Source organism: uncultured Tenacibaculum sp., from assembly GCF_947502995.1.
Classification (GTDB): Bacteria; Bacteroidota; Bacteroidia; order Flavobacteriales; family Flavobacteriaceae; genus Polaribacter.
Map to the genome: position 1 here is coordinate 127,682 of NZ_CANNBW010000013.1, position 22,290 is coordinate 149,971.

Below are 22,290 nucleotides of genomic sequence, written 5' to 3' on the forward strand. Positions count from 1 at the left end.
TGAAATTGTAATTGGAGGAAAATCATTTATTAAGAATACTTTCTAATAGCTTCTTTAATTCTTTGAATTCTATTTTCGGGATCTGGATGAGTACTTTGAAATTCAGGAACTCTATTTGGGCCTGCTGCGGCTTTTAAAATTTCCATTACGTTAATTAAATAACGAGGATCATAACCTGCGTCTAACATTAGTTTTACGCCCAATTCATCACTTTCTAATTCATCACCTCTACCATTTTTAAGTAAAGTTTGTTGTCCAATACTATTAGCTAGTTGTCCCATATCAGCACCAACTGAAGCTCCCATTGTAATTAGTTTCCAAAAGTTTGCTTCACTAATTCTTTCGTTTGAATGTTTTCCAAGGACATGGCCTATTTCATGACCAAGAACTCCAGCAACCATATCTTCATTTAAAGTTCCAGATTTATCTGTGAGTTTTGCAAAAAGAGCATAAGTGATAAAAATCTGACCACCTGGTAATGCAAAAGCATTAATAGTTCTGTCATCTCTGAGCAAATGAAATTCGTATTTGTACTCAGATTGTTTAGCAATAGAATTATCAACTAATTTTTCTCCTATTTTGTCGATATATGCTTGATATTGATTGTTTGGGTAAAGACCTCCGTGTTGATTCGCCATTGCAGGAGCTTGTTGTAATCCAATGGCAATTTCTTGATCTGTACTTAAACTTATGGTTTGTGTTTTTCCAGTGTACGGATTTACCGTTCTTTGGCTGCACTTTCTTAAATAGGCAAAAGCAACTATCACTAAGCCAATTAATAGGCGGAATTTAAATCCTCCTTTTCTCATCTTCTTTTTTGATTTTTGTGTTACTTGTAAATATACAAAAAACGAAAATCATAAGGCTATTAATTTCGAAATGAGTATTTTTATCCTTACAAACAACACAAACATTTTAACGTATGAAAGCTCACTTTGAGTTAAATGAAGTAACGAGAAAATTGCCTCAACATTTGCATAAGTTTGTGGTAAAACAACCTTATGATGAATACACAGCTCAAAATCAAGCTGTGTGGAGATATGTAATGCGTATGAATGTAGATTATTTGGGGAAAGTAGCTCATGAATCTTACATAGATGGATTACAAAAAACAGGAATTTCTGTAAATACAATTCCAAGAATGGCAGGAATGAATAGAATCTTAAAAGAAATTGGTTGGGCAGCAGTTTCTGTAGATGGTTTTATTCCACCAAATGCATTTATGGAATTCCAAGCTTACAATGTTTTAGTTATTGCTTCAGATATGAGAACTATAGATCATATCAAGTATACTCCAGCACCAGATATTATTCACGAAGCAGCAGGTCATGCACCAATTATAGCGAATCCTGAATATGCAGAATATTTGAGGAGATTTGGTGAAATTGGAGCAAAAGCTATTTCTTCTTCCAGAGATTATGAAATGTATGAAGCAATTCGATTACTTTCTATTCTAAAAGAAAATCCGAATTCTAGTCAAAAAGAAATTCAAGAAGCTCAAGAGAGAGTAGAATGGCTGCAAAATAATATGGGCGCACTTTCAGAAATGGCTCAAATTAGAAATTTACACTGGTGGACTGTAGAGTATGGTTTAATTGGTACAGTAGAAAATCCTAAAATTTATGGAGCTGGATTATTGTCTTCTATTGGAGAAAGTAAATGGTGTATGCAAGATGCTGTTAAGAAATTACCATATACTTTAGAAGCTTCTAATGTGTCTTTTGATATTACAAAACCCCAGCCACAATTATTTGTAACTCCAGATTTTGCACATTTAAGTTTAGTATTAGAGCAATATGCAAATACTATGGGAATTCGAAAAGGAGGTTTAAGTGGAATTAATAAATTAATTGATTCTAAAAACTTAGGAACTATCGAATTGTCTACAGGAATTCAAGTTTCAGGAGTCTTTACTAATGTAATTACGGATGAAAATAATAAACCTATTTACATTCAAACAACCGGAGGAACAGCTTTATCAAACAGAGATAAAGAGTTAATTGGTCATGGTACAAACTATCATGCTGAAGGTTTTGGTAGTCCAATTGGAAAGTTAAGAGGAATTAATATTCCTATTGAAAACATGAGTCCAAGAGATTTGGAAGCTTATGGAATTTATGAAGGAAAAACAGTAAGCCTTGAGTTTGAAGGAGGAGTGAAAGTAGAAGGAGAAGTAATTACAGGTACTAGAGATTTACGAGGTAGAATTTTATTAATTTCATTTAAAAATTGTACTGTAACTCATTTCGATACTGTTTTATTTCATCCAGATTGGGGAATTTACGATATGGCTGTTGGAGTAAATGTTGTTTCTGCTTATGCTGGTCCTGCCGATGTAAATTCTTTTGAAGATCTAGGGAAAGTTTCAGAAACTAAAACACATAAAATTAATTATTCTTCTTCAGATCGTGAATTGTATGATTTATATAATCAAGTACGACAAATGAGAGAAGATAATGCAGTTTCAGAAAATAAAATTATAGCAATTTTTAATCTTGTTGAAGAGAAATTTAATGAAGATTGGTTATTAGCATTAGAGTTGTATGAAATTGCAATAGCACAGAACTACGAAATTCAAAATTCAATTAAAGAGTATTTAAATCGTTTAAAAACAAACGAAGAATTCTCTAGTTTAATACAAGATGGATTATCGTTGTTATTTAATGAACAAGTAGTATAAAATGAATATATTTAATTTATTTAGAAAGAAAAATATGGCAAACGAAATACAAGAATATTTAGAAAAAGGAGCTGTAGTTTTAGATGTAAGAACTTTAGCAGAATGGAATGAAGGACATAGTGAAGGAGCAAAACATATAGTTTTAGATACAATTCCAAATAATGTAGAAGAAATTAAATCTTGGAACAAACCAGTAATTGCAGTGTGTAGAAGTGGAGGTAGAAGTGGACAAGCAACTAACTTTTTACAAGGACAAGGAGTAGATATTATCAACGGAGGTCCTTGGGGAGATGTAGATCAATATTTGTAAAATAAAAATATTAAAGTAGTAAAGAGATGTGTTTTGTACATCTCTTTACTGTTTAAAAAGGCTATGAAAATAAGTTTTGTATCACTTGTTGTGATGTTTATGTATTTATGTTTTTCTAGTTGTAACTTAAATACTAACAAATCATTTTTTAAGAAAGAATTTCCAATAATTTTACAGGAATCTCCTAGTGATTGTGGGCCAGTTTGTTTACAAATGATTAGTGAGTATTATGGGATTGATATAACTTTAGATAGTTTGAAAAAATTATCGTCTTTTAATTCCATGCAAGGTACTTCGTTTTTAGGTTTAAGTGAAGCTTGTGATAGTATTGGAATTAAAAACTTAGGAATTAGAGTTGAATACGATAGTATATTAAAATTCTACAATCCTACTATTGCTCACTGGGAGAAAAATCATTTTGTAGTCGTTTATAAAATGACAAAAGATAGTGCTTGGGTTGCTGATCCTGCTATAGGTAAGGTGAGGTACTCAAAAAAAGAATTTTGTGAAAGCTGGACTCAAAGTGAAGGTAATACTACTTCAGAAGAAGGTATAATGTTGTTAACGGAGTTAAAATAAAAAAGGAAACACTTCAATTGTATTTCCTTTTAAAGGCTGTGGTTATCTATAAGCAACAGCAACGTTTTCTGCTCTAAAAGAAGTTACATTCCCCCAAATTCCAACTCCTGAATAAGCAACTGCATTACCATCAGCAGCAAAAGTTAATGTTCCTTCAGAAGTCATATCTGGAGCTTCTAAGTTAATTTTAGCAACACGATTTTCGTTGTCTAAGTTGTAAGTTTCAGTTTTTACTACACTTCCACTTTTTAAGAAATCAATAGTTACTGCTGCAGAACTTTCGCTAAAATCTGTAGAAAAATTTAATTGAGTCATTGGTTCTTTTGCTGTAGTTGAATAGATTGTTGATTTTACATTTCCCATGATAATAAAGTTTTAGGTTAGGTATTAAGTTTAGTCGTTCTGTACAGTTTAATAAAAATGATTAAGAACAAATCAAATATCTGAACTAGTGTAGCTATTTTGAGATAAAATTGAACGAGCCCTAATTTTTTAGGTATGAAATCAGGTTTTTATAGAATTAATTTTTAATTAATTATTGTTTTGTAAGTGTATTTAATGAATAAAGTATATATCATTTTGTTGTTTTAGAAGAAATCTTTTCTTTTGCACCTTTTTTTATTTTAAATGAAATGTTATGAAATATAGTAAGTTATTATCATTAATAGTTTTTGTGCTTATATCTAAAACAGGATTATCTCAAAACAAATTTCTCTTAGGTGTGAGTTCGGGAGTTAATTATACTACTTCTTATGGAAGTGAATATGCTAATGGATTTTTTGATTCAGGGTTTTCATATCAATTAGGTGTGACATCTGAATATAAGCTAAATGAATCTTTATCATTAAAGGCAGAATTGAGTTATGATAGGCAAAGAATAATTGTAGATGAAAATTCAATATTATATAATTCTCAAGATCCAATTTTTACAAACGTACCTCAATTTGAAGAGATTTTTCATTACTTAGTATTGCCAGTTTTAGTGAAATATAAATTTCAAAAAGAAAGTTCTTTTTTTATTAATGGAGGTTTTTCTTTTGGGTATTTAATGAATGCTGTTAGGAGAACAGAAGTAGGTAGTAATGTAAGTTATCGTGATTTAACATCGTATGATTCTTTTACTTTTGGAGCTGTTTTAGGAGTGGGAAAAGAGATTAAACTAAATACAAAACATAATTTAACTTTAGAATTAAGAAACACCTTAGGTTTAAATAACTTGTCAGATTTTGAGCCTTTAAAATTGAACTCATTAAGTTTTATCGTAGGTTGGAATTTTACACTTTAAGAAACTAAAACTTCATAAAAGGAAATGCTTGAATTAGTGTTTCCTTTTTTTGTGCAAGTTTATTTAAGAATTTTTGATGTGCTTCAGAATTCGGGTTAAAAGGTTTGTGTGCTAATCCTTTTTGAATTTCCTCAACTTTAGTCAATGTTTGTAGTGTGTTTTCACTAAACCAAGTTTCAGAAAACTTTTTCCAAATGTAATTTATGGCAGTCTCATTTGGGTGAATCATATCAGCTTTATAAAAACGATAATCACGTAATTCATCCATTAGAATTTCATAAGATGGAAAATAATAGTGCTGTTTTCTTGGTTCAACAACTTCATGAATTCCTGCAAATAAATGCGATTTACTTCTCTGATTTTCTATAAAACCATCTTTTAAATGACGCACAGGAGAAACAGTGAAAATTATTGAAGCTTTAGGGTTTACACTTTTAATTAAAGCACAAATATTCTCTAAGCTAGCTGTTATCTCATCAACAGGTAATAATTCTTTTAAAAATTGCTTTTGAGGCACTTTGTGGCAATTTGCAACAATTGTATCCGAAGAAATAAAACGATACACCCAAGCTGTTCCTAAAGTGATTATAATATGACTTGCATCTAATAATTCTTTAGAGGTAATTTGAATTGCAGAATTTATGTTTTGTAATAAGTGTTCTTTATCAACTTCACTCAGGTTCGAATGAACATCGAAACAATGCCAACGTTCATTTAATTCGAAAATATCAGTCTCAGTATATGTTTTCTCATTAATGGCATTGGTAATTAATGTTTCAATAGCTTTTGGGTGGAATAAAATTCCAAACGGATTTTGATTCACCTGAAATTTATAATAACTGAGTTTATTTCCAATGTTTTCTGAAAAACAAGAACCTAACAATAATAATTTAGAATTGTAATCAATTAAGTTATGTGATTGTTGTTTTAAAGATAATTTGGTTTGTAAATCCATACTATTTCACTTACTGAGTTACTGGTTGTGCTAAATTAATTGAAATTTCTGGTACTCTTTTATTAAAGTATGTTTTGATGTTTTGGAAATCTTCTTTTTCTAATTGATGAAAAGAAATTAATTCTTGTGAATCTTCTTTAAAAAATATAATCTGATTCGGGAATACTTCTAAACTAGTTATTTCTGAAACATTAAAAACTCGTTCTTCTTTCCCTCTTTTATAAGTTATTAATCCTTTTTTAATTTGGAAGGATGCTGTTCTCTTTAAAGAAGTTTCATTTTTAACATTTACTAATACAATCAGAAAAAAAATGATATAATTTACATTAAAAGAGTCTGAAATAAAAAAATATACTATAAATGCAGGTATAATGAAAATCAAAGAAATAAAGGAGTTTTCTTTACGTTGAAGGTCGTTTTCACTAGGTGTTAATAGAATTTCTGGATTTTCTTTTGTTGGAGTAAAAACTTTATATGTAGTATAAATTAATAATAAGAATAAAGCAGAGGTAATAATAGGTTTTGGGATTTTTTCGTAATAAAAAGCAATTTCATCTCCGTAGAATATATCTATTAGTATGTATAAAATAAAATAGATCCAAACCCCAAACTCTGTCCAATAATATGATAATTTCTCTTTCATGGCTGTAAAAATAAAAAAACCTAAAGCCATAATGACTTTAGATTTTTTTTAAAGCGTTATTCTGAATTTATTTCAGAATCTCATTGTAAGAATCTTAAAGAAATTCAGATTGACGTTAATATTTTTTGTTATACGATGTAATCTTTAGCGCGTTCTAAAGCTTTAGGAATTCCACCAGGATTTTTACCTCCAGCAGTAGCAAAGAAATTTTGTCCACCACCACCTCCGTGGATTAATTTTCCTAATTCTCTAACTACTTTACCAGCATCGTAACCTTTTTCGTTAGCTAAGTCTTTAGAAATATAACACGTTAACATTGCTTTTTCTTTTGTAGGAGCAGTAGCAAATAAGACAAATAAATTGTCAATCTCACCTCCTAATTCAAATAGTAGATTTTTAATACTAGCAGGATCTAAATCTACTTTTGTTGCTAAGAAGTTTACACCATTAATTTCAGTGATTTGATTTTTTAAATCACCTTTCATGTTCTTAGCTTTATCTTTTAATAACTGTTCTATTTGCTTCTTTAAAGCTGCGTTTTCATCTTGTAAAGAAGTAACAGCTTTAGTTAAATCTTTAGGGTTTTTCAACACATCTTTTACAGCATTAAATTTATCTTCAACGTCTTCGAAATATTCTCCAACAGCCATATTTGTAATTGCTTCAATACGACGAATACCAGCAGCTACAGCACCCTCAGATTTAATTTTGAAATACCAAACATCTCCAGTTTGCTGAACGTGTGTTCCTCCACATAATTCCATCGACTGTCCAAACTTAATCGCTCTTACACTATCGCCATATTTTTCTCCAAATAAAGCAATTGCTCCTTCGTCGATTGCTTGTTGCATTGGAATATTACGTTTTTCTTCTAACGGAAGATTTTCACGAATACGTGCATTTACAAATTCTTCAATTTCTCTTAGTTGATCACTATCAACTTTAGAAAAATGAGAAAAATCAAAACGTAAATGTTTAGGACTAACTAAAGAACCTTTTTGTTCTACATGTGTTCCTAAGATTGAACGTAAAGCTTGGTGTAATAAATGCGTTGCTGTGTGGTTACTTGCAGAAAGTCTTCTGTATTCTTCATTTACTACAGCTTTAAACGACTCGTTTAAATGGTTTGGTAAATTCTTAGTATAATGAATAATTACATTATTTTCTTTTTTGGTATTTAAAATATGAATCACGTCACCATGAGCATCTTCTAAGAAACCTTTATCACCAACTTGTCCTCCTCCTTCAGGATAAAAAGGAGTCATGTTAAACACTAATTGATATTGATCACCATCTTTTTTTGTAGTTATTTTTCTGTAGCGAGTTAGTTTTACATCAACGCTTAAAGTATCGTAACCAACAAATTCTTCAACATCATCTTCAACTAAAGTAATCCAGTCACCAGTTTCACTTGCAGAAGCAGAACGAGAACGATCTTTTTGTTTTTTCATTTCTTGCTCGAAAGCTTCTAGATTAACTGTAAATCCTTTTTCTTTAGCAATTAACTCTGTTAAATCTAACGGAAAACCGTAGGTATCATATAATTCAAAAGCTTTTTTACCAGAAATTTCTTTTACTATTCCATTATTAGCTACACTAATCTCTACTAGTTTACCTTCAATGTAAGTTTCTAGATTAAATATACCAGAAGCAATTGTACGTAAGAAAGACTGTTCTTCTTCTTTAATTACATTATGAACTAAAGCAGATTGCTTTTTAATTTCAGGAAAAGCTTCACCCATTTGATGTGCTAGGGTTTCTGATAATTTATAAATAAAAGCTTCTTTCTGATTTAAAAATGTAAATCCGTAACGAATAGCACGTCTTAAAATTCTACGAATTACATAACCAGCAGCGTTATTACTTGGTAATTGTCCGTCTGCAATAGCAAAAGAAACCGCTCTTACGTGATCTGCAATTACACGAATCGCTACATCTATTTTCTCATCATTTCCATATTTTACACCGGTAATAGTTTCAATTTCTCTAATTAACGGAGTAAATACATCGGTATCGTAATTCGATTGAACATTTTGTAAAACCATACATAAACGCTCAAATCCCATACCTGTATCAATATGTTTAGCTGGTAATTCTTCTAAAGATTTATCTGCTTTTCTATTGTACTGCATGAAAACTAAATTCCATATTTCAACAACTTCAGGATGATCTTCATTTACTAAAGATTTTCCGTCTACTTTAGCTTTTTCCTCAGCAGAACGAATATCAACATGAATTTCAGAACAAGGTCCGCATGGTCCCTGATCTCCCATTTCCCAGAAGTTGTCTTTTTTATTCCCCATTAAGATACGATCCTCAGAAATGTGTTGTTTCCATAAATCGTAAGCTTCTTGATCCATTTTTGTTCCATCACCTTCATCACCTTCAAACACGGTAACATATAAAATATCTTTAGGGATTTTGTAAACTTCAGTTAATAATTCCCAAGCCCATGCAATTGCTTCTTTTTTAAAGTAATCACCAAAACTCCAGTTTCCTAACATTTCAAACATAGTGTGGTGATATGTATCGTAACCGACTTCTTCTAAATCGTTGTGTTTACCTGAAACACGAAGACATTTTTGAGAGTCTGAAATACGTGGGTTTTTAGGCGTATTGTTTCCCAAGAAAAATTCCTTAAACGGGGCCATCCCAGAGTTTGTAAACATAAGGGTTGGATCATTTTTTAATACCATTGGGGCAGAAGGCACGATTTCGTGTTGTTTAGATTTAAAAAATTCTAAAAACTTACTTCTAATTTCTTGAGATTTCATGGGTTATTTCGTTAAAATAATTCTAATAAAAGAAAGGAAATCGTTGAGTTTTGAAACATTTTATAACTTTGCATGTCTAATCAACTAAATAAGTTCCTTTCAAAGGACACAAAAGTACTACATTTGGTCATATGGCAAAAGTAAAATATTATTACGATCCAGAAACGCTATCGTACCAGCAAATCGAGCTGAGAAAGCGGGATAAGTTCAAGAATAGTATCATTATACTATTGGGGGGTGGACTTACCATGTTTCTTGGGTTTATGGTTTTAAGTCAGTTTATTGAATCGCCAAAACAAAAAGCGCAAAAAAGAGAATTAGAAAATTCTAAACTTCATATCGAACTATTAGGAAAGCGAATTGAAGAGGTTACAGAAGTTTTAGGAGATTTACAAGAACGAGACAATTATATCTACAGATCATATTTCGAAGCAAATCCAATTCCTGATGAACAACGAAAAGCAGGTTTTGGTGGGGTAAATCGTTATAAGAATTTAGAAGGTTTTAATAATAGTGAAATGATTATTGATGTGACCAAACGTTTAGATGTATTGTCTAAACAAATAGTGGTGCAATCGAAATCATTAGATGAAATTGTAGATTTAGCGAAAGCTAAAGAAAAAATGTTAGCATCTATTCCTGCAATTCAACCTTTAAAAGCTGAAGATTTAACACGAATGGCTTCTGGTTACGGAATGCGAATGCATCCAATTTTAAAGATTCGTAAAATGCATAAAGGAATGGATTTTACTGCACCAAAAGGAACACCAATTTATGCTTCAGGAAATGGAACCGTTTCTAGAGCAAATAGAAGTGCAACTTTTGGTAAAGTAGTATACATCGAACATGGTTATGGTTATAAAACTGTTTATGCACACATGAGTAAAATTGGAGTAAAAAAAGGTCAAACTGTAAAACGTGGAGATATTATAGGTTATGTAGGAAATACAGGAAGATCTGTGTCTGCACATTTACATTATGAAGTTCATCGAAATGGTGTAGCCGTAAACCCGATTTACTATTATTATGGAGATTTAACTCCAGAAGAATTTTTAGCGATGCAAAAGGCTTCAGAAGATGAAGGCCAATCGTTTGATTAAAAAAGTAACCCCAAAATTATGAAAAAAGCAATTAGAAAGATATTAGTATCTGCTAGTATTGTAACGTTATCTGGAATCTCATACGCACAGCAAGCAGATTCAACTCAAGTAAAAACAAAGGAAATTACATTTATGGCAGTGGGAGATATGATGTTAGGAACAACTTTTCCTAATGCTTCATATTTACCATCTAAAGGAACTTATCCTTTTAAAGATGTGCAAAATGTATTTGAAAACGCAGACGTTTTATTTGGGAATTTAGAAGGAACATTAACGGATACAGGTAAAAACGCAAAACGCTGTAAAGATCCATCTAAATGTTATTCTTTTAAAAGTCCGGAATCTTTTGGGAAGCATTTTGAAAAAGCAGGTTTTGACGTTGTAAGTATTGCAAATAATCATATTGGAGATTTCGGAAAAATTGGAATTACAAATACTTTAAAAACTCTTGATGATTCAGGAATTGCAAGTGCAGGGGTTTTATCTAAACCGACTACTGTTTTTGAAAAAGATGGTATTAAATATGGTTTAATTGCTTTTGCTCCTAATAAAGATTGTTTGAAGTTAAACTTTGTAACCAAAGGAACTCAAATGGTAAAGAACTTAGCTAAGAAAGTTGATATTGTTATTGTTTCTTTCCACGGAGGAGCTGAAGGTACAAAACATAAAAATGTGCCTAGAAAAACAGAATATTTCTACGGAGAAAATAGAGGAAACGTGTATTCATTTGCGCATAAAATGATTGATGCTGGAGCGGGAATTGTATTAGGTCATGGTCCACATGTACCAAGAGCAATTGAAGTTTATAAAGGGAAGTTTATTGCTTACAGTATGGGGAATTTTGCAACATATAAGCGTTTTAGTATGAGTGGATCTAAAGCATATTCTCCAATTTTTGAGTTGAAGTTAAAAGAAAACGGAGATTTCATCGAAGGGAAAATTCACTCAGCAATTCAAACAAAAACAAGATATCCTTTTTTAGATTCACAAGAACGTGCATTTAACGAAATAAAAAAGTTGACTTTACAAGATTTTCCAGAAAATAAAATTAAGTTTGGTGAATCAGGAAAAATAGAATTAAAATAACATGCATGTCGATCTCCCCAAAAAAAGATATTACAAAATTGGCGAAGTAGCCAAAGCATTTGAAGTAAACGCATCTTTAATTCGTTTTTGGGAAGGTGAGTTTGATATTATCAAGCCTAAAAAAAACGCTAAAGGAAATCGACTTTTTACACCTGAAGATATAGAGAATTTTAAGTTGATTTATAACTTAGTAAAAGAACGAGGTTTTACTCTTGATGGAGCAAAACAAAAACTAAAGCAAAATCCAACTAAAATCGTTCAAAATCAGGAGATCATCAGCAGATTAGAAGCTGTAAAAGCAGAGTTAATAAAAATCAAAAATCAAATAGAATAACAAAAAATCGAAAGAAAAATATGAAGAAAAATAAATTAACGTCTATAGTTGTTTTTGTACTGATTATAGTTAGTATAATGCAATATAATGGAATGGTAGGATTAAGAAATAATGCTGAAACAGAATGGGCAAAAGTTGAAAGTTCATACCAGAGAAGAAATGATTTAATAGGAAACTTAGTGAAAACAGTACAAGGTGCTGCAGATTTTGAAAAAAGTACGTTAACTGATGTTATAAATGCTAGAGCTAAAGCAACTTCTGTAAATATAGATGCAAGTAAACTAACTCCGGAAACTATGGCTCAGTTTCAACAAGCCCAGTCGGGTTTAGCAGGAGCTTTTGATAAGTTAATGGTAGTTTCTGAAAGATATCCAGACTTAAAAGCTAATCGTAATTTTTTAGGATTACAAAGTCAGTTAGAAGGAACAGAAAATAGAATTAAAATAGCAAGAGATCGTTACAATAATTCTGTTAATGTATACGATACAAAAATAGATAAATTTCCTGGGGTTATATTTGCAAGAATTTTTGGTTTTAAGCAGATGCCTCGTTACAAAGCAGATCCTGGTTCAGAAAAGGCACCAGATGTTAATTTCGATTTTGGAAATAAAAAGTAAATGTCTCAAGTAGAAGATTTTCTTTCTCAAAAAGAAGAACAAGAAATAGTCGAAGCTATTCGACAAGCAGAATTAAATACTTCTGGTGAAATTCGAGTGCATATTGAAGCTACTACAGAGCTATCGCATTACGATCGAGCATTAGAAGTATTTAAAATGCTTAACATGGATCAAACAAAAGCAGAAAATGCGGTTTTAATCTATGTAGCAGTTGCAGATCATAAATTTGTGATTTATGGCGACAAAGGTATAAATGCTGTGGTACCAGACAATTTTTGGGAAACAACAAGAGATGTTATACAAAACAATTTTAAGAACGGTAATTTTAAACAAGGTTTAGTTCAAGGAGTTTTAAAAACTGGTGAAGAATTGAAGGCTCATTTCCCTTGGGACGAAGATGATATAGACGAATTACCAAATGAAGTATCTAAAGGTTAAATGAAAAAGAGTTTTTTTACCATCACTTTCTTTCTTATTGCATTTCAATTGAGTTTTGCTCAATTCGATATTCCTAAGAAGCCAAAGTTTCAAACAAGTGTTTACGATTACTACTTAAAAAAAATAGGTGATAAAGAACAAAAAGGATTACTAACCTTAAGTGAAAATAATGCTTTAGAAAGCAAATTGGTTCGTTATTCAGATACTACTTCTACGCAAATTGTTGTTGCTATTATAAATACTACAAAAGGAGAAGAAATAGGTTATTTAGCTACCAATTGGGCTCATGAATGGGGAATTGGTCAGAAAGATAAAGATAATGGGATCTTTATGCTTCTAGCTAAAGATGATCGTAAAATTACCATTAGAACAGGTTACGGAACAGAACATTTACTTACCGATTTTACTTCTCGCCAAATTATTGAGCGTGACATTTTACCATATTTTAAAAAAGGACAGTATTACGAAGGTTTAAACCAAGGTGTAGAGTCTATTTTTAAAGTGATGAAAGGCGAGTACAAAGGAACTCGTAAACGAAACTCTAAAGGAACCAATCCAAGTATTTTTATTTTCATCTTTTTCATCATCATTTTTATTCTTTTAATTTCAAGAGGAAATCGTGGAAACAGAGGAGGAAGATATCGAAATTCAGATTCTCGTGATCTTTTCGAAACCATTATTTTAAGTAACGCTGGTCGAGGTGGAGGTTCATCTCGTAGAAGTGGAGGATTTGGTGGTTTTGGAGGATCATCAGGCGGCTTCGGCGGTGGTGGATTTGGAGGCGGAGGCTTCGGTGGAGGTTTCGGCGGTGGAGGCTTTGGAGGTGGTGGAGCCACTGGAGGCTGGTAATTTTACAAACAGCTTAACTTCAGGTAACATTTAGGAAAAAGTAGACATGTAACTATGTGAACACTTAATTCCTAAATATCATGTCAACCAATTTAAAACGTAGAAGTTTTCTAAAAAACTCATTATTAGCTACTAGCGGATTAATTTTAGCGCCTAATTTTATTAGTTGTGATTCTGATCCAGATATTATTACCAATCCAATACCTTCAGATTTAGATGAAAAGAATTTTGATTTAGGTGTAGCAAGTTTTGATCCAACAAATTCTCAAGTGATTATTTGGACGAGATATTCTACAACAAATCTTTCTGCTAAACTAACTTGGCAATTAGCTAAAGATAAAGACTTTAAAGATCTAGTTCGTCAGGGTGAAGTTGAAACAGATGCATCTAGAGATTTTACTGTAGCTATAGAAGTAAAAGATTTAGATGAGAATTTAAAGTTATATTATCGTTTTGTAAATGTAAATGATAAAACAACTTCTCCAACAGGTGAAACGTTAACTTTTGGCTCAAACACATCAGAAGTAAAATTAGTTGTGGCATCTTGTTCTAATTATGCTTCAGGTTATTTTAATGTATATGATGCGATCAATAAATCTGATGCTGATGTAGTAGTACATTTAGGAGATTATATTTATGAATACGGAGAAAATACATACGGATCATTCAGAGATCCAGATCCAATAGGAGAAATTATTTCTATTGATGATTACAGAAGACGTTACCGTCAATACAGATCAGAAAAACCGTTAATGGATTTACACCAAAAGAAACCTTTTATCTGTGTTTGGGATGATCATGAAGTAACTAATGATGCCTATGTTGATGGAGCCGAAAATCATCAAGCAAATGAAGGCGATTATGAAGTTAGAAAAAGAAGTGCTTTACAAGTATATAGCGAGTATTTACCTAATACAACAAACCTAACAGATAATACTATTATTTACAGAAAACTACAGTTAGGAAATGTAGTTGATCTATTAATGTTAGATACTAGAATTGTAGGGCGAGATAAGCAATTAGATTATGCAAATTATACTTCAGCTGCTGGTTTCGATACTGTAGCTTTTCAACAAGATTGGTTAAATCCTTCTAGAACTTTATTAGGAGCAGAGCAAAAGACTTGGTTTAAAAATGAAATAGCAGGTTCTAGTTCAGCTTGGCAAATTATTGGTCAGCAAGTTTTAATGGGGAAAATGTTAATTCCTGCTGAGTTGTTATCACTTTTTGGAACACCACAATTTCAAGTTGCTTTAGGAGAATTAGTACAAATTAAAGCAAGGTTATTACAAAACGATCCAACGCTTACACAGCAAGAAATAGCTAGAGTAAAAACAGTAGTTCCTTACAATTTAGATGCTTGGGATGGATATTTTGCTGAAAGAGAAGAGATCTTAGCAACTTTTAAAGATAAAAAAGTAGTTGTTTTAGCTGGAGATACTCATAATGCTTGGCAAACAAATTTAGTAACTGCGACAGGTGAAAAAGTTGGAGATGAAGTTGCAACAAGTTCTGTTTCTTCACCAGGTTTCGAATCATTTGTAGGAGCACAGGGAGCTGTTCAGTTAGGAAGTGCTTTAGAACTTTTAATTGATGATTTAAATTTTTCTAATCTTGTCGATCGTGGGTTTATGAAACTTACGGTAACTACTGGTTCTGTAAAAACAGATTGGAATTACGTAGATACAGTTACAGAAACTACATACACAACTTCGATAAAAAATACCCTTACTCTTTAGTTTTAATTTTTAAGAGTATAAATTGTAAAATACAACAACAGACTATAAGTATTATGGTCTGTTGTTCTTTAAAATCATATGTGTTTTTTAGTACGATGTATTATTTATAAGTAGTAATTTTGTTGGAAAGAAATTGTAATTAACCAAAACCTAAAAATTGTGAAAATGAAAATTGTAATTGCTTTATTCGCTTGCTTAAGTTTTATAAATTGTAGTGAAGATAAAGATGATTTCCCCAACGAATTACCAGCAATCACTCAAGAAGGAAAAGATACTGCTGGGTGTTTAGTTAATGGAGATCTTTTTTTGTTAAGTGGAGATATAGGTACACAGAGATCAAATCCTAATGTAAGTTTTACTAATTTTCTATTTGAAGGATATAAAAGTATAAATATCTCTATTTCTGACTTTAAAAAAATGAATAAATCTATAGTGATAAATTTATCTTTCAAAGAAGATTTGACTCTTAATCAAAACATACCAGTAATTTATAGTTTAGTTGAAGCTGTTGAAAAAGTAGAAGAAAATGTAGATAATATTATTGCAAATGCTTCATTTTTTTCCGAGGATATAAGATACGAAACGATAGATATTTCTAATAATTACATAAAATTTTTAAAGATAGATATTTCTAATAGAATAATTTCTGGGATATTTAATTTGAATTTAAAAAGTAGAGATTCGAATGATATAATTAGGTTAACAAATGGACGATTTGATTTAAAAATTAATGATTACATTGAATAATTTTAAGTTATTAATGACCTTTAATAGATGAAATAATTTCAACAATAGTGTTAAGTTGCTATGAATAATACTTCACGCTTTTTAATAAACCAAAATGAAAAAAACGCTGAACCCTTTAATGTTGGCTGTTACTGTTTTGCTATACAGTCAACAAGAAATTGTAATTAACTAAAACCTAAAAATTGTGAAAACAAAGATTGTAATTGTCTTATTTGTTTGCTTAAGCTTTATAAATTGTAGTGAAGATAAAGATGATTTTCCAAACGAATTACCTGCAATTACTCAAGAAGGAAAAGATACTGCTGGTTGTTTAGTAGATGGTGAATTAGTTTTAAAAAGAGGAAGAACTGGTGGAATACCAGGACCAAATTCACCATTTGTAATAATTAATACCCCTAACAGAGAAAGAAATTTTTGGGAGTTAGGTGTTAGGTTTGTTGATAATTTTTTTAATGAAAAGTCAGGTGCTTCAGTTACAATTTCTATTAAATCAGAAGCTGAATTCAAAGAAGGTATTAGTTATAGTTTATTAGAGTTCACAATGAATGATAATAATTCTTCTGAAGGATATTTATCTATTTCTCCTAAAGATGCCGTTACTAGTTTTTCAGCAGTAACTAATGAAAGTTATAAGGGAACCCTTATTATTACTAGATTAGTTTTAGAAGGAGATAACCCTTTTATTGCAGGGACTTTTGAGTTTCAAGCAGAAAGTAGTGGAGGAAGAGTATTTAATGTAACCGACGGTCGTTTTGATTTAAAAATAGATGAAATCAATTAAGAAATTGTAATTAACCAAAACCTAAAAATTGTGAAAACAAAGATTGTAATTGTCTTATTAGCTTGCTTAAGCTTTATAAATTGTAGTGAAGATAAAGATGATTTCCCCAACGAATTACCAGCAATCACTCAAGAAGGAAAAGATACTGCTGGGTGTTTAGTAGATGGTGAATTAGTTTTAAAAAGAGGGAGAACTGGTGGATTTCCAAGTAGTCCTTTGGTTACAGTTGTTAAACCAAAACCAGGTATAGATGTTTGGCAATTAAATTTAAGATTTGTTGATAATTTTTTTAACGATAGATCTTCGGCTTCAATAACTATTGTCATTAAGTCGGAAACAGAATTTAAAGAGAATAAAGTTTATGAATTATTAGAATTTGTAACTGATGATAAAAATACAGGAGAGGGAGATTTATTTTTTAAACCTAAAAATGAAAACACATTATTTTCTGCAAAAACAGATTTAAATAATAGAGGGGAATTAACTATTACTAAAATAGAGTTGGAGGGAGATGTTCCTTTTATTGCAGGGACTTTTGAGTTTCAAGCAAATAGTGGTGAAGGAAGAATGTTTAGCGTAACTGACGGTCGTTTTGATTTAAAAATAGATGAAATAAATTAAGAAACTGTAATTAACCAAAACCTAAAAATTGTGAAAACAAAGATTGTAATTGTCTTATTTGTTTGCTTAAGTTTTATAAATTGTAGTGAAGATAAAGATGATTTTCCAAATGAATTACCAGCATTCACTCAAGAAGGAAAAGATACTGCTGGATGTTTAGTAGATGGTGAATTAGTCCTGAAAAGAGGAACAAGAAACCTTGCGGCTCTCCCAGAAGTAAGTATTAGTAAACCTGCAAGTGATCGAAACTTTTGGTCATTAAACATAAGTTTTCTAGATGTTTTTTTTAATGAAAGGTCTGGAGCTTCAATAGATATAATATTCAAATCAGAGGATGAAATAATTATAGATCAACCTTACGTTTTAGAAGAGTTTTCAAATACTAATAATTCAAAAGCAGCTCTTTTATCTTTTAACCCTTTAGGTGAATTTAGTATAATCGATGCAAAAACCAATTTAAATTCCACAGGTATTTTAACGATTACTAAAATGAAATTAGAGGGAGATGTTCCTTTTATTGCTGGGACTTTTGATTTTCAAGCAAATAGTGGTGAAGGAAGAGTGTTTAGCGTAACCGACGGTCGTTTCGATTTAAAAATAGATGAAATAAATTAAGAAGTAATTACTTATAAATTAGTCTTGTTCATTACGTTGTTTTTTTATTTATCTATGATAAAATGAGATAATAATTTAACAACTATTATAACTTATAAATACTAATTTTGTAAGGTACAAAAAATTGTAATTAACCAAAATATTTTAAATATGAAAACAAAGATTGTAATTGTCTTATTTGTTTGCTTAAGTTTTATAAATTGTAGTGAAGATAAAGATGATTTTCCAAATGAATTACCAGCAATCACTCAAGAAGGAAAAGATACTGCTGGGTGTCTAGTAGATGGTGAATTAGTCCTGAAAAGAGGAAGAACCGGCGGATTTCCTAGTAGTCCTTTGGTTACAGTTGTTAAACCAAAACCAGGTATAGATGTTTGGCAATTAAATTTAAGATTTGTTGATAATTTTTTTAACGATAGATCTTCGGCTTCAATAACTATTGTCATTAAGTCGGAAACAGAACTTAAAGAGAATAAAGTTTATGAATTATTAGAATTTGTAACTGATGATAAAAATACAGGAGAGGGAGATTTATTTTTTAAACCTAAAAATGAAAACACATTATTTTCTGCAAAAACAGATTTAAATAATAGAGGGGAATTAACTATTACTAAAATAGAGTTAGAGGGAGATGTTCCTTTTATTGCAGGGACTTTTGAGTTTCAGGCAAATAGTGGTGAAGGAAGAGTGTTTAGCGTAACCGACGGTCGTTTTGATTTAAAAATAGGTGAAATAAAATAAAGAGAATAAAATTGTTATAAAAAACAATTTCAAGCTATTAAGAAAGAAATACAATTAAATTTAAAATGATAATGAAAAAAACGCTAAATCTTTTGATGTTGGCTATTACTACTATGGTATATAGTCAACAAGAAATTGCAATTGAAAATCCGAATTATAAAAATTTTAAAGAACTTAATGTAAATAATATTCCTACAGGAATATTATTAGATTATGGATATGCTAAAACAGATGTTAAACAGTTCAATGGTATACTTAAAGACAGTACATATACTTCAAGAGAAAGTTTAAATGCGGTATATCAAACTTTACTTACAGCAGTGGTTCAAAAAAAGAATAATTTAAATTACTTAGATCTATTTCAGAAATGGCAAAACCATAGGAAAGAAAATACTATAACCTTAGCAGGGGTATTATATGCATATAATGCGATTAATCCAACAGCAATACAAAATGGTAAAATGCAATTATTAAATACTTCTAGTAATACTATTATTCCTGCAAGTTTAGCCATTGCTGAAGACTCTGGTTTGTCTTCCGACACTATATTGTTTAGAGAAAATCCAAATCCATCAAACCTAATAGTTAAAAATACACCTTTATACACCCATCATTATGCTTTTGCGATGAGCCCTTCTATCAATGAGTTTAATAATTCTCGTTTTTCAGTTGTATTGCCAAAAGATATTATGGCAAATAATATCGATATAGCGAATATTCATGTGAATTTTAATGACGGAAAGGGATATCAAAAACTAAATTACGGTATTCCAATAACTGTTAACTACAATCGTATTAATACGTATACTTGGACATATAAAGTACAACTCACCAATGGAACAGTGCTTTATAGTCATAGTAAGTTTAAAGTAAATAGGATAACTAAAATTATAGCTCAAAGAAATGCTACATCAGGTGTTATTTTAGATAATACTAGAGTAACAGCAATTAAGAATGGTAAAGCTTATCATGGTTTTTTAGAGGTTGTCGATAGAGGTTTGCAAGGTATTCAAAATCCAGTGATTGTAGCTGAAGGTTTTGATACAGGTATTGTAACAAGTCCAGAAAAACCTGAAGGAGAAAATACAGGTGAAATGTTTAGAATCTCAACAGCTAATATGAATGATGATGAAGATGAGTTTAACCCTCTATTACGTAACGAACTATATTTTAGAAATCGAGATATTATTTATGTGAATTGGCATAATGGTATGGATTATATACAGAATAATGCAGAAGTACTAAAAGAGGTAATCCGTATGGTAAATGCAGCCAAAAAAGAAAATAAAAATAAAGGACATGTAACCAGCCCAAATATAGTTATAGGTCAAAGTATGGGAGGTTTAGTAGCGCGTTATGCATTGAAAGATATGGAAGATAATAATGAAGATCATGATACTCGTTTATATGTCTCTCACGATACACCTCACCAAGGTGCTAATGCACCGTTAAGTGTACAGTATTTATTACGTCATATGCGTAAATTAGTAATTAGAAATCCGCTAGTATATACTGCAAGTGAATCTATTGTACCGTTGTTTAATGATGGTATTGGTGGTTCCGATTATTACAATTTATTTAATAACCCCGCAGTAAGGCAAATGGTACTTAATTGGGTAGATAAAGATTTTAATATTAATAATAGTGTGCATAATGCTTGGCAACAAGAATTAAAAGCAAAAGGTTACCCAAGGAAAACTAGAAACGTAGCAATTGCAAATGGAGATGCTTGTGGTAATTTTAATCCTGTAGGAAAAAATATTTTAGAAATTAGAAATACAAGAAAAGTAAAAAAAGAATTTGAAGTATTATTATCAGCAATTTTAGGGTTACAAAGTTTACGATTAGATCTTACAGTATTGTCGTTAATACCAGGTTCAGCAAAGTATGAATTTAATGTTAGCTGTAAACCCGTACTTAGAAATGGTACAGGTAAATATATTTATGATGGTTCTATTGCTTATGAAAAAAAGATTTTGTGGTTTATACCTGCAAAAATTATTTTAACGGAACGAAGTATTAAACAGCCAGCTAATTTGTTGCCGTATGGTGAATTACCTGGAGGTTTTTTTAATTTAGCAGAAGAAGCTTTACCAGAAGACATAAGAGATGTAGTTACAGTAACTTCGGCTTCTTTTATTCCAACAATTAGTGCCTTAGATTATGGAAGAGGAAATATTAGCCATACACAAAGTGCATATCAACAAGTAATTTATAGAGATAATACAAATATTCCTTTTGATGCTTATGTTTTAGAAAGAGGAGGAAATCGTGGGCATATTTCTTTTTCAAATTTAAATAGTAGATGGTTGGTAGATGAGTTAAGAGAAAATATTCCTCACCAAGCTCTAGATGAGGCTATATTTTGTAGTGAAGATAAAAATATACTAGTAGAAGAAGGATTTGAATGTAGCGGAGGAGCAACAAAGTTTGCAGCCGATTTTAATGCTCCACGTTTTCAATGGAAAATAGCTGAAGGAAATCATTTAATTTACAATCTTTCAGATGTTGATCAAAGAGAAATTAGATTTCAAGTCAGATCAAATATTAGAGGACGTTTACGTGTAGAGTTAAAATTCGGAGATGCGAATTTTAATAGAAGTACCACTATTTTTAAGGAATATTGGATAGGAAAACCTTATGCTGTAGGAGAATTAGTAAGCATTTGTACCAATGTATTTGTACAACCTTCGAGTTCTCCTGTTGTTCGTTTACCTGAGTCTGGTGGAGCAGATACATATTTTATAAAATCAGATCAACGTGAGTTGGAATTATTAGATGGAGGAAACTTTAGACCTAATCAAGTTTTACGTTTTGGAGCAGCAAGAGCTGGTAGATATACTGCAACACTAACAACTAGAAATAAATGTGGAACATCAACAGGTAAAATTTATGTTAGTGCCAAAGATTGTAATAGCGGAGGATTTGGTTTTAGTGTTTTTCCTAATCCATCAGAGAATGGTATTCTAACAATTAGAAGTGTTGCTGAAGAAAATAATACAGTGTTATCAAATTTTCAAAAAAGTATTAGTGCTCGATATATCACAAAGAGTAGTTTAAACTTAAAAGAAGATAAAGAAGAGGTTGTTTATAAACTCTATGACTTTAATAATGTTTTATTTAAAGAGGGCGTTTTGAACGATGTTTCAAATGAACTGAATTTATCATCTTTAAAAAAAGGTATATATATACTAAAAATTTATAAAGGTAAAGAAGATGAAACTCACCAAATTATTATAAAATAATTTTCACAAAATAATTTCATTTATAGTTGATATTAATAAAAAGCTCCTAATTTCAGGAGCTTTTTTTAGTTATCTTGTCCCGTCCTGAAATAAGTTTACACAATTTAGACTTATTTTATGAATAACACTGTACCCAAGAAAAAGCGAACTC

At 30.8% G+C, this 22,290-nt stretch carries 22 protein-coding genes; 17 read left to right on the plus strand and 5 right to left on the minus strand.

Features of this window, described 5'->3' with window-relative positions:
* Nucleotides 1–29: 29 nt before the first annotated feature.
* A complete protein-coding gene (locus Q1A46_RS12355; protein WP_299678921.1) occupies nt 30–809 on the minus strand; it encodes a M48 family metalloprotease in 780 nt (259 codons plus the stop codon).
* 113 nt (nt 810–922) lie between these two features.
* On the opposite strand from Q1A46_RS12355, the gene Q1A46_RS12360 reads away from it, so the two are divergent.
* From Q1A46_RS12360 to Q1A46_RS12370, 3 genes are all read left to right on the plus strand, one after another.
* On the plus strand, nt 923–2,680 hold the full coding sequence (locus Q1A46_RS12360) for an aromatic amino acid hydroxylase (RefSeq protein WP_299678924.1): 1,758 nt from the start codon (nt 923–925) through the stop codon (nt 2,678–2,680).
* Between the two features lie 34 nt (nt 2,681–2,714).
* Entirely contained in the window at nt 2,715–2,990 is a 276-nt protein-coding gene (locus Q1A46_RS12365; RefSeq protein ID WP_299678927.1) for a rhodanese-like domain-containing protein, read from the plus strand.
* Nucleotides 2,991–3,053: 63 nt separating this feature from the next.
* Entirely contained in the window at nt 3,054–3,569 is a 516-nt protein-coding gene (locus tag Q1A46_RS12370; protein WP_299678930.1) for a cysteine peptidase family C39 domain-containing protein, read from the plus strand.
* A gap of 42 nt (nt 3,570–3,611) precedes the next feature.
* Here the strand turns inward: Q1A46_RS12370 and Q1A46_RS12375 are convergent, their stop codons facing one another.
* The gene (locus Q1A46_RS12375) at nt 3,612–3,932 is read right to left on the minus strand and encodes a hypothetical protein (protein ID WP_299678933.1); all 321 of its coding nucleotides are present in this window, start codon (nt 3,930–3,932) and stop codon (nt 3,612–3,614) included.
* A gap of 274 nt (nt 3,933–4,206) precedes the next feature.
* Between Q1A46_RS12375 and Q1A46_RS12380 the strand changes: the two genes are divergently transcribed.
* Nucleotides 4,207–4,854 (plus strand): porin family protein, encoded by a 648-nt coding sequence (locus Q1A46_RS12380; protein ID WP_299678936.1) that lies wholly within the window; start codon nt 4,207–4,209, stop codon nt 4,852–4,854.
* Nucleotides 4,855–4,858: 4 nt separating this feature from the next.
* On the opposite strand, the gene Q1A46_RS12385 is transcribed toward Q1A46_RS12380, so the two are convergent.
* The 3 genes from Q1A46_RS12385 to alaS form a co-directional block, all read right to left on the minus strand.
* Nucleotides 4,859–5,809: a GSCFA domain-containing protein gene (locus tag Q1A46_RS12385; RefSeq protein WP_299678939.1), complete on the minus strand. Its 951-nt coding sequence runs from the start codon at nt 5,807–5,809 to the stop codon at nt 4,859–4,861.
* Between the two features lie 10 nt (nt 5,810–5,819).
* A complete protein-coding gene (locus Q1A46_RS12390; protein ID WP_299678942.1) occupies nt 5,820–6,482 on the minus strand; it encodes a hypothetical protein in 663 nt (220 codons plus the stop codon).
* 98 nt (nt 6,483–6,580) lie between these two features.
* Nucleotides 6,581–9,226, minus strand: coding sequence for an alanine--tRNA ligase (alaS, locus tag Q1A46_RS12395; RefSeq protein ID WP_299678945.1), 2,646 nt, complete (start codon nt 9,224–9,226; stop codon nt 6,581–6,583).
* A gap of 131 nt (nt 9,227–9,357) precedes the next feature.
* Here alaS and Q1A46_RS12400 point away from each other — a divergent pair, with 131 nt between their 5' ends.
* The 13 genes from Q1A46_RS12400 to Q1A46_RS12460 all read left to right on the plus strand — a co-directional run bounded on the left by Q1A46_RS12400 (nt 9,358) and on the right by Q1A46_RS12460 (nt 22,139).
* Nucleotides 9,358–10,326, plus strand: coding sequence for a M23 family metallopeptidase (locus tag Q1A46_RS12400; protein ID WP_299678948.1), 969 nt, complete (start codon nt 9,358–9,360; stop codon nt 10,324–10,326).
* 18 nt (nt 10,327–10,344) lie between these two features.
* A complete protein-coding gene (locus Q1A46_RS12405; RefSeq protein WP_299678951.1) occupies nt 10,345–11,412 on the plus strand; it encodes a CapA family protein in 1,068 nt (355 codons plus the stop codon).
* A gap of 1 nt (nt 11,413) precedes the next feature.
* Nucleotides 11,414–11,746 (plus strand): MerR family transcriptional regulator, encoded by a 333-nt coding sequence (locus Q1A46_RS12410; protein WP_299678954.1) that lies wholly within the window; start codon nt 11,414–11,416, stop codon nt 11,744–11,746.
* A 20-nt stretch (nt 11,747–11,766) separates the two neighbouring features.
* Nucleotides 11,767–12,363, plus strand: a complete 597-nt coding sequence (locus Q1A46_RS12415) for a LemA family protein (protein WP_299678957.1) — start codon at nt 11,767–11,769, stop codon at nt 12,361–12,363.
* Nucleotides 12,364–12,801, plus strand: coding sequence for a TPM domain-containing protein (locus Q1A46_RS12420; protein ID WP_299678960.1), 438 nt, complete (start codon nt 12,364–12,366; stop codon nt 12,799–12,801).
* Nucleotides 12,802–13,650 carry a YgcG family protein gene (locus Q1A46_RS12425; protein ID WP_299678963.1) on the plus strand — a complete coding sequence of 283 codons (849 nt, stop codon included), beginning with the start codon at nt 12,802–12,804 and terminating at the stop codon, nt 13,648–13,650.
* 80 nt (nt 13,651–13,730) lie between these two features.
* The gene (locus Q1A46_RS12430) at nt 13,731–15,389 is read left to right on the plus strand and encodes an alkaline phosphatase (RefSeq protein WP_299678966.1); all 1,659 of its coding nucleotides are present in this window, start codon (nt 13,731–13,733) and stop codon (nt 15,387–15,389) included.
* Nucleotides 15,390–15,554: 165 nt separating this feature from the next.
* Complete coding sequence (locus Q1A46_RS12435; RefSeq protein ID WP_299678969.1) at nt 15,555–16,136, plus strand: hypothetical protein; 582 nt, start codon at nt 15,555–15,557, stop codon at nt 16,134–16,136.
* A gap of 184 nt (nt 16,137–16,320) precedes the next feature.
* Complete coding sequence (locus Q1A46_RS12440; RefSeq protein WP_299678972.1) at nt 16,321–16,917, plus strand: hypothetical protein; 597 nt, start codon at nt 16,321–16,323, stop codon at nt 16,915–16,917.
* Nucleotides 16,918–16,947: 30 nt separating this feature from the next.
* Nucleotides 16,948–17,538 carry a hypothetical protein gene (locus tag Q1A46_RS12445; protein WP_299678975.1) on the plus strand — a complete coding sequence of 197 codons (591 nt, stop codon included), beginning with the start codon at nt 16,948–16,950 and terminating at the stop codon, nt 17,536–17,538.
* Between the two features lie 30 nt (nt 17,539–17,568).
* Entirely contained in the window at nt 17,569–18,153 is a 585-nt protein-coding gene (locus Q1A46_RS12450; RefSeq protein WP_299678978.1) for a hypothetical protein, read from the plus strand.
* 150 nt (nt 18,154–18,303) lie between these two features.
* A complete protein-coding gene (locus tag Q1A46_RS12455) occupies nt 18,304–18,894 on the plus strand; it encodes a hypothetical protein (RefSeq protein ID WP_299678981.1) in 591 nt (196 codons plus the stop codon).
* Nucleotides 18,895–18,965: 71 nt separating this feature from the next.
* Nucleotides 18,966–22,139, plus strand: coding sequence for a T9SS type A sorting domain-containing protein (locus Q1A46_RS12460; protein ID WP_299678984.1), 3,174 nt, complete (start codon nt 18,966–18,968; stop codon nt 22,137–22,139).
* Nucleotides 22,140–22,290: the final 151 nt, after the last annotated feature.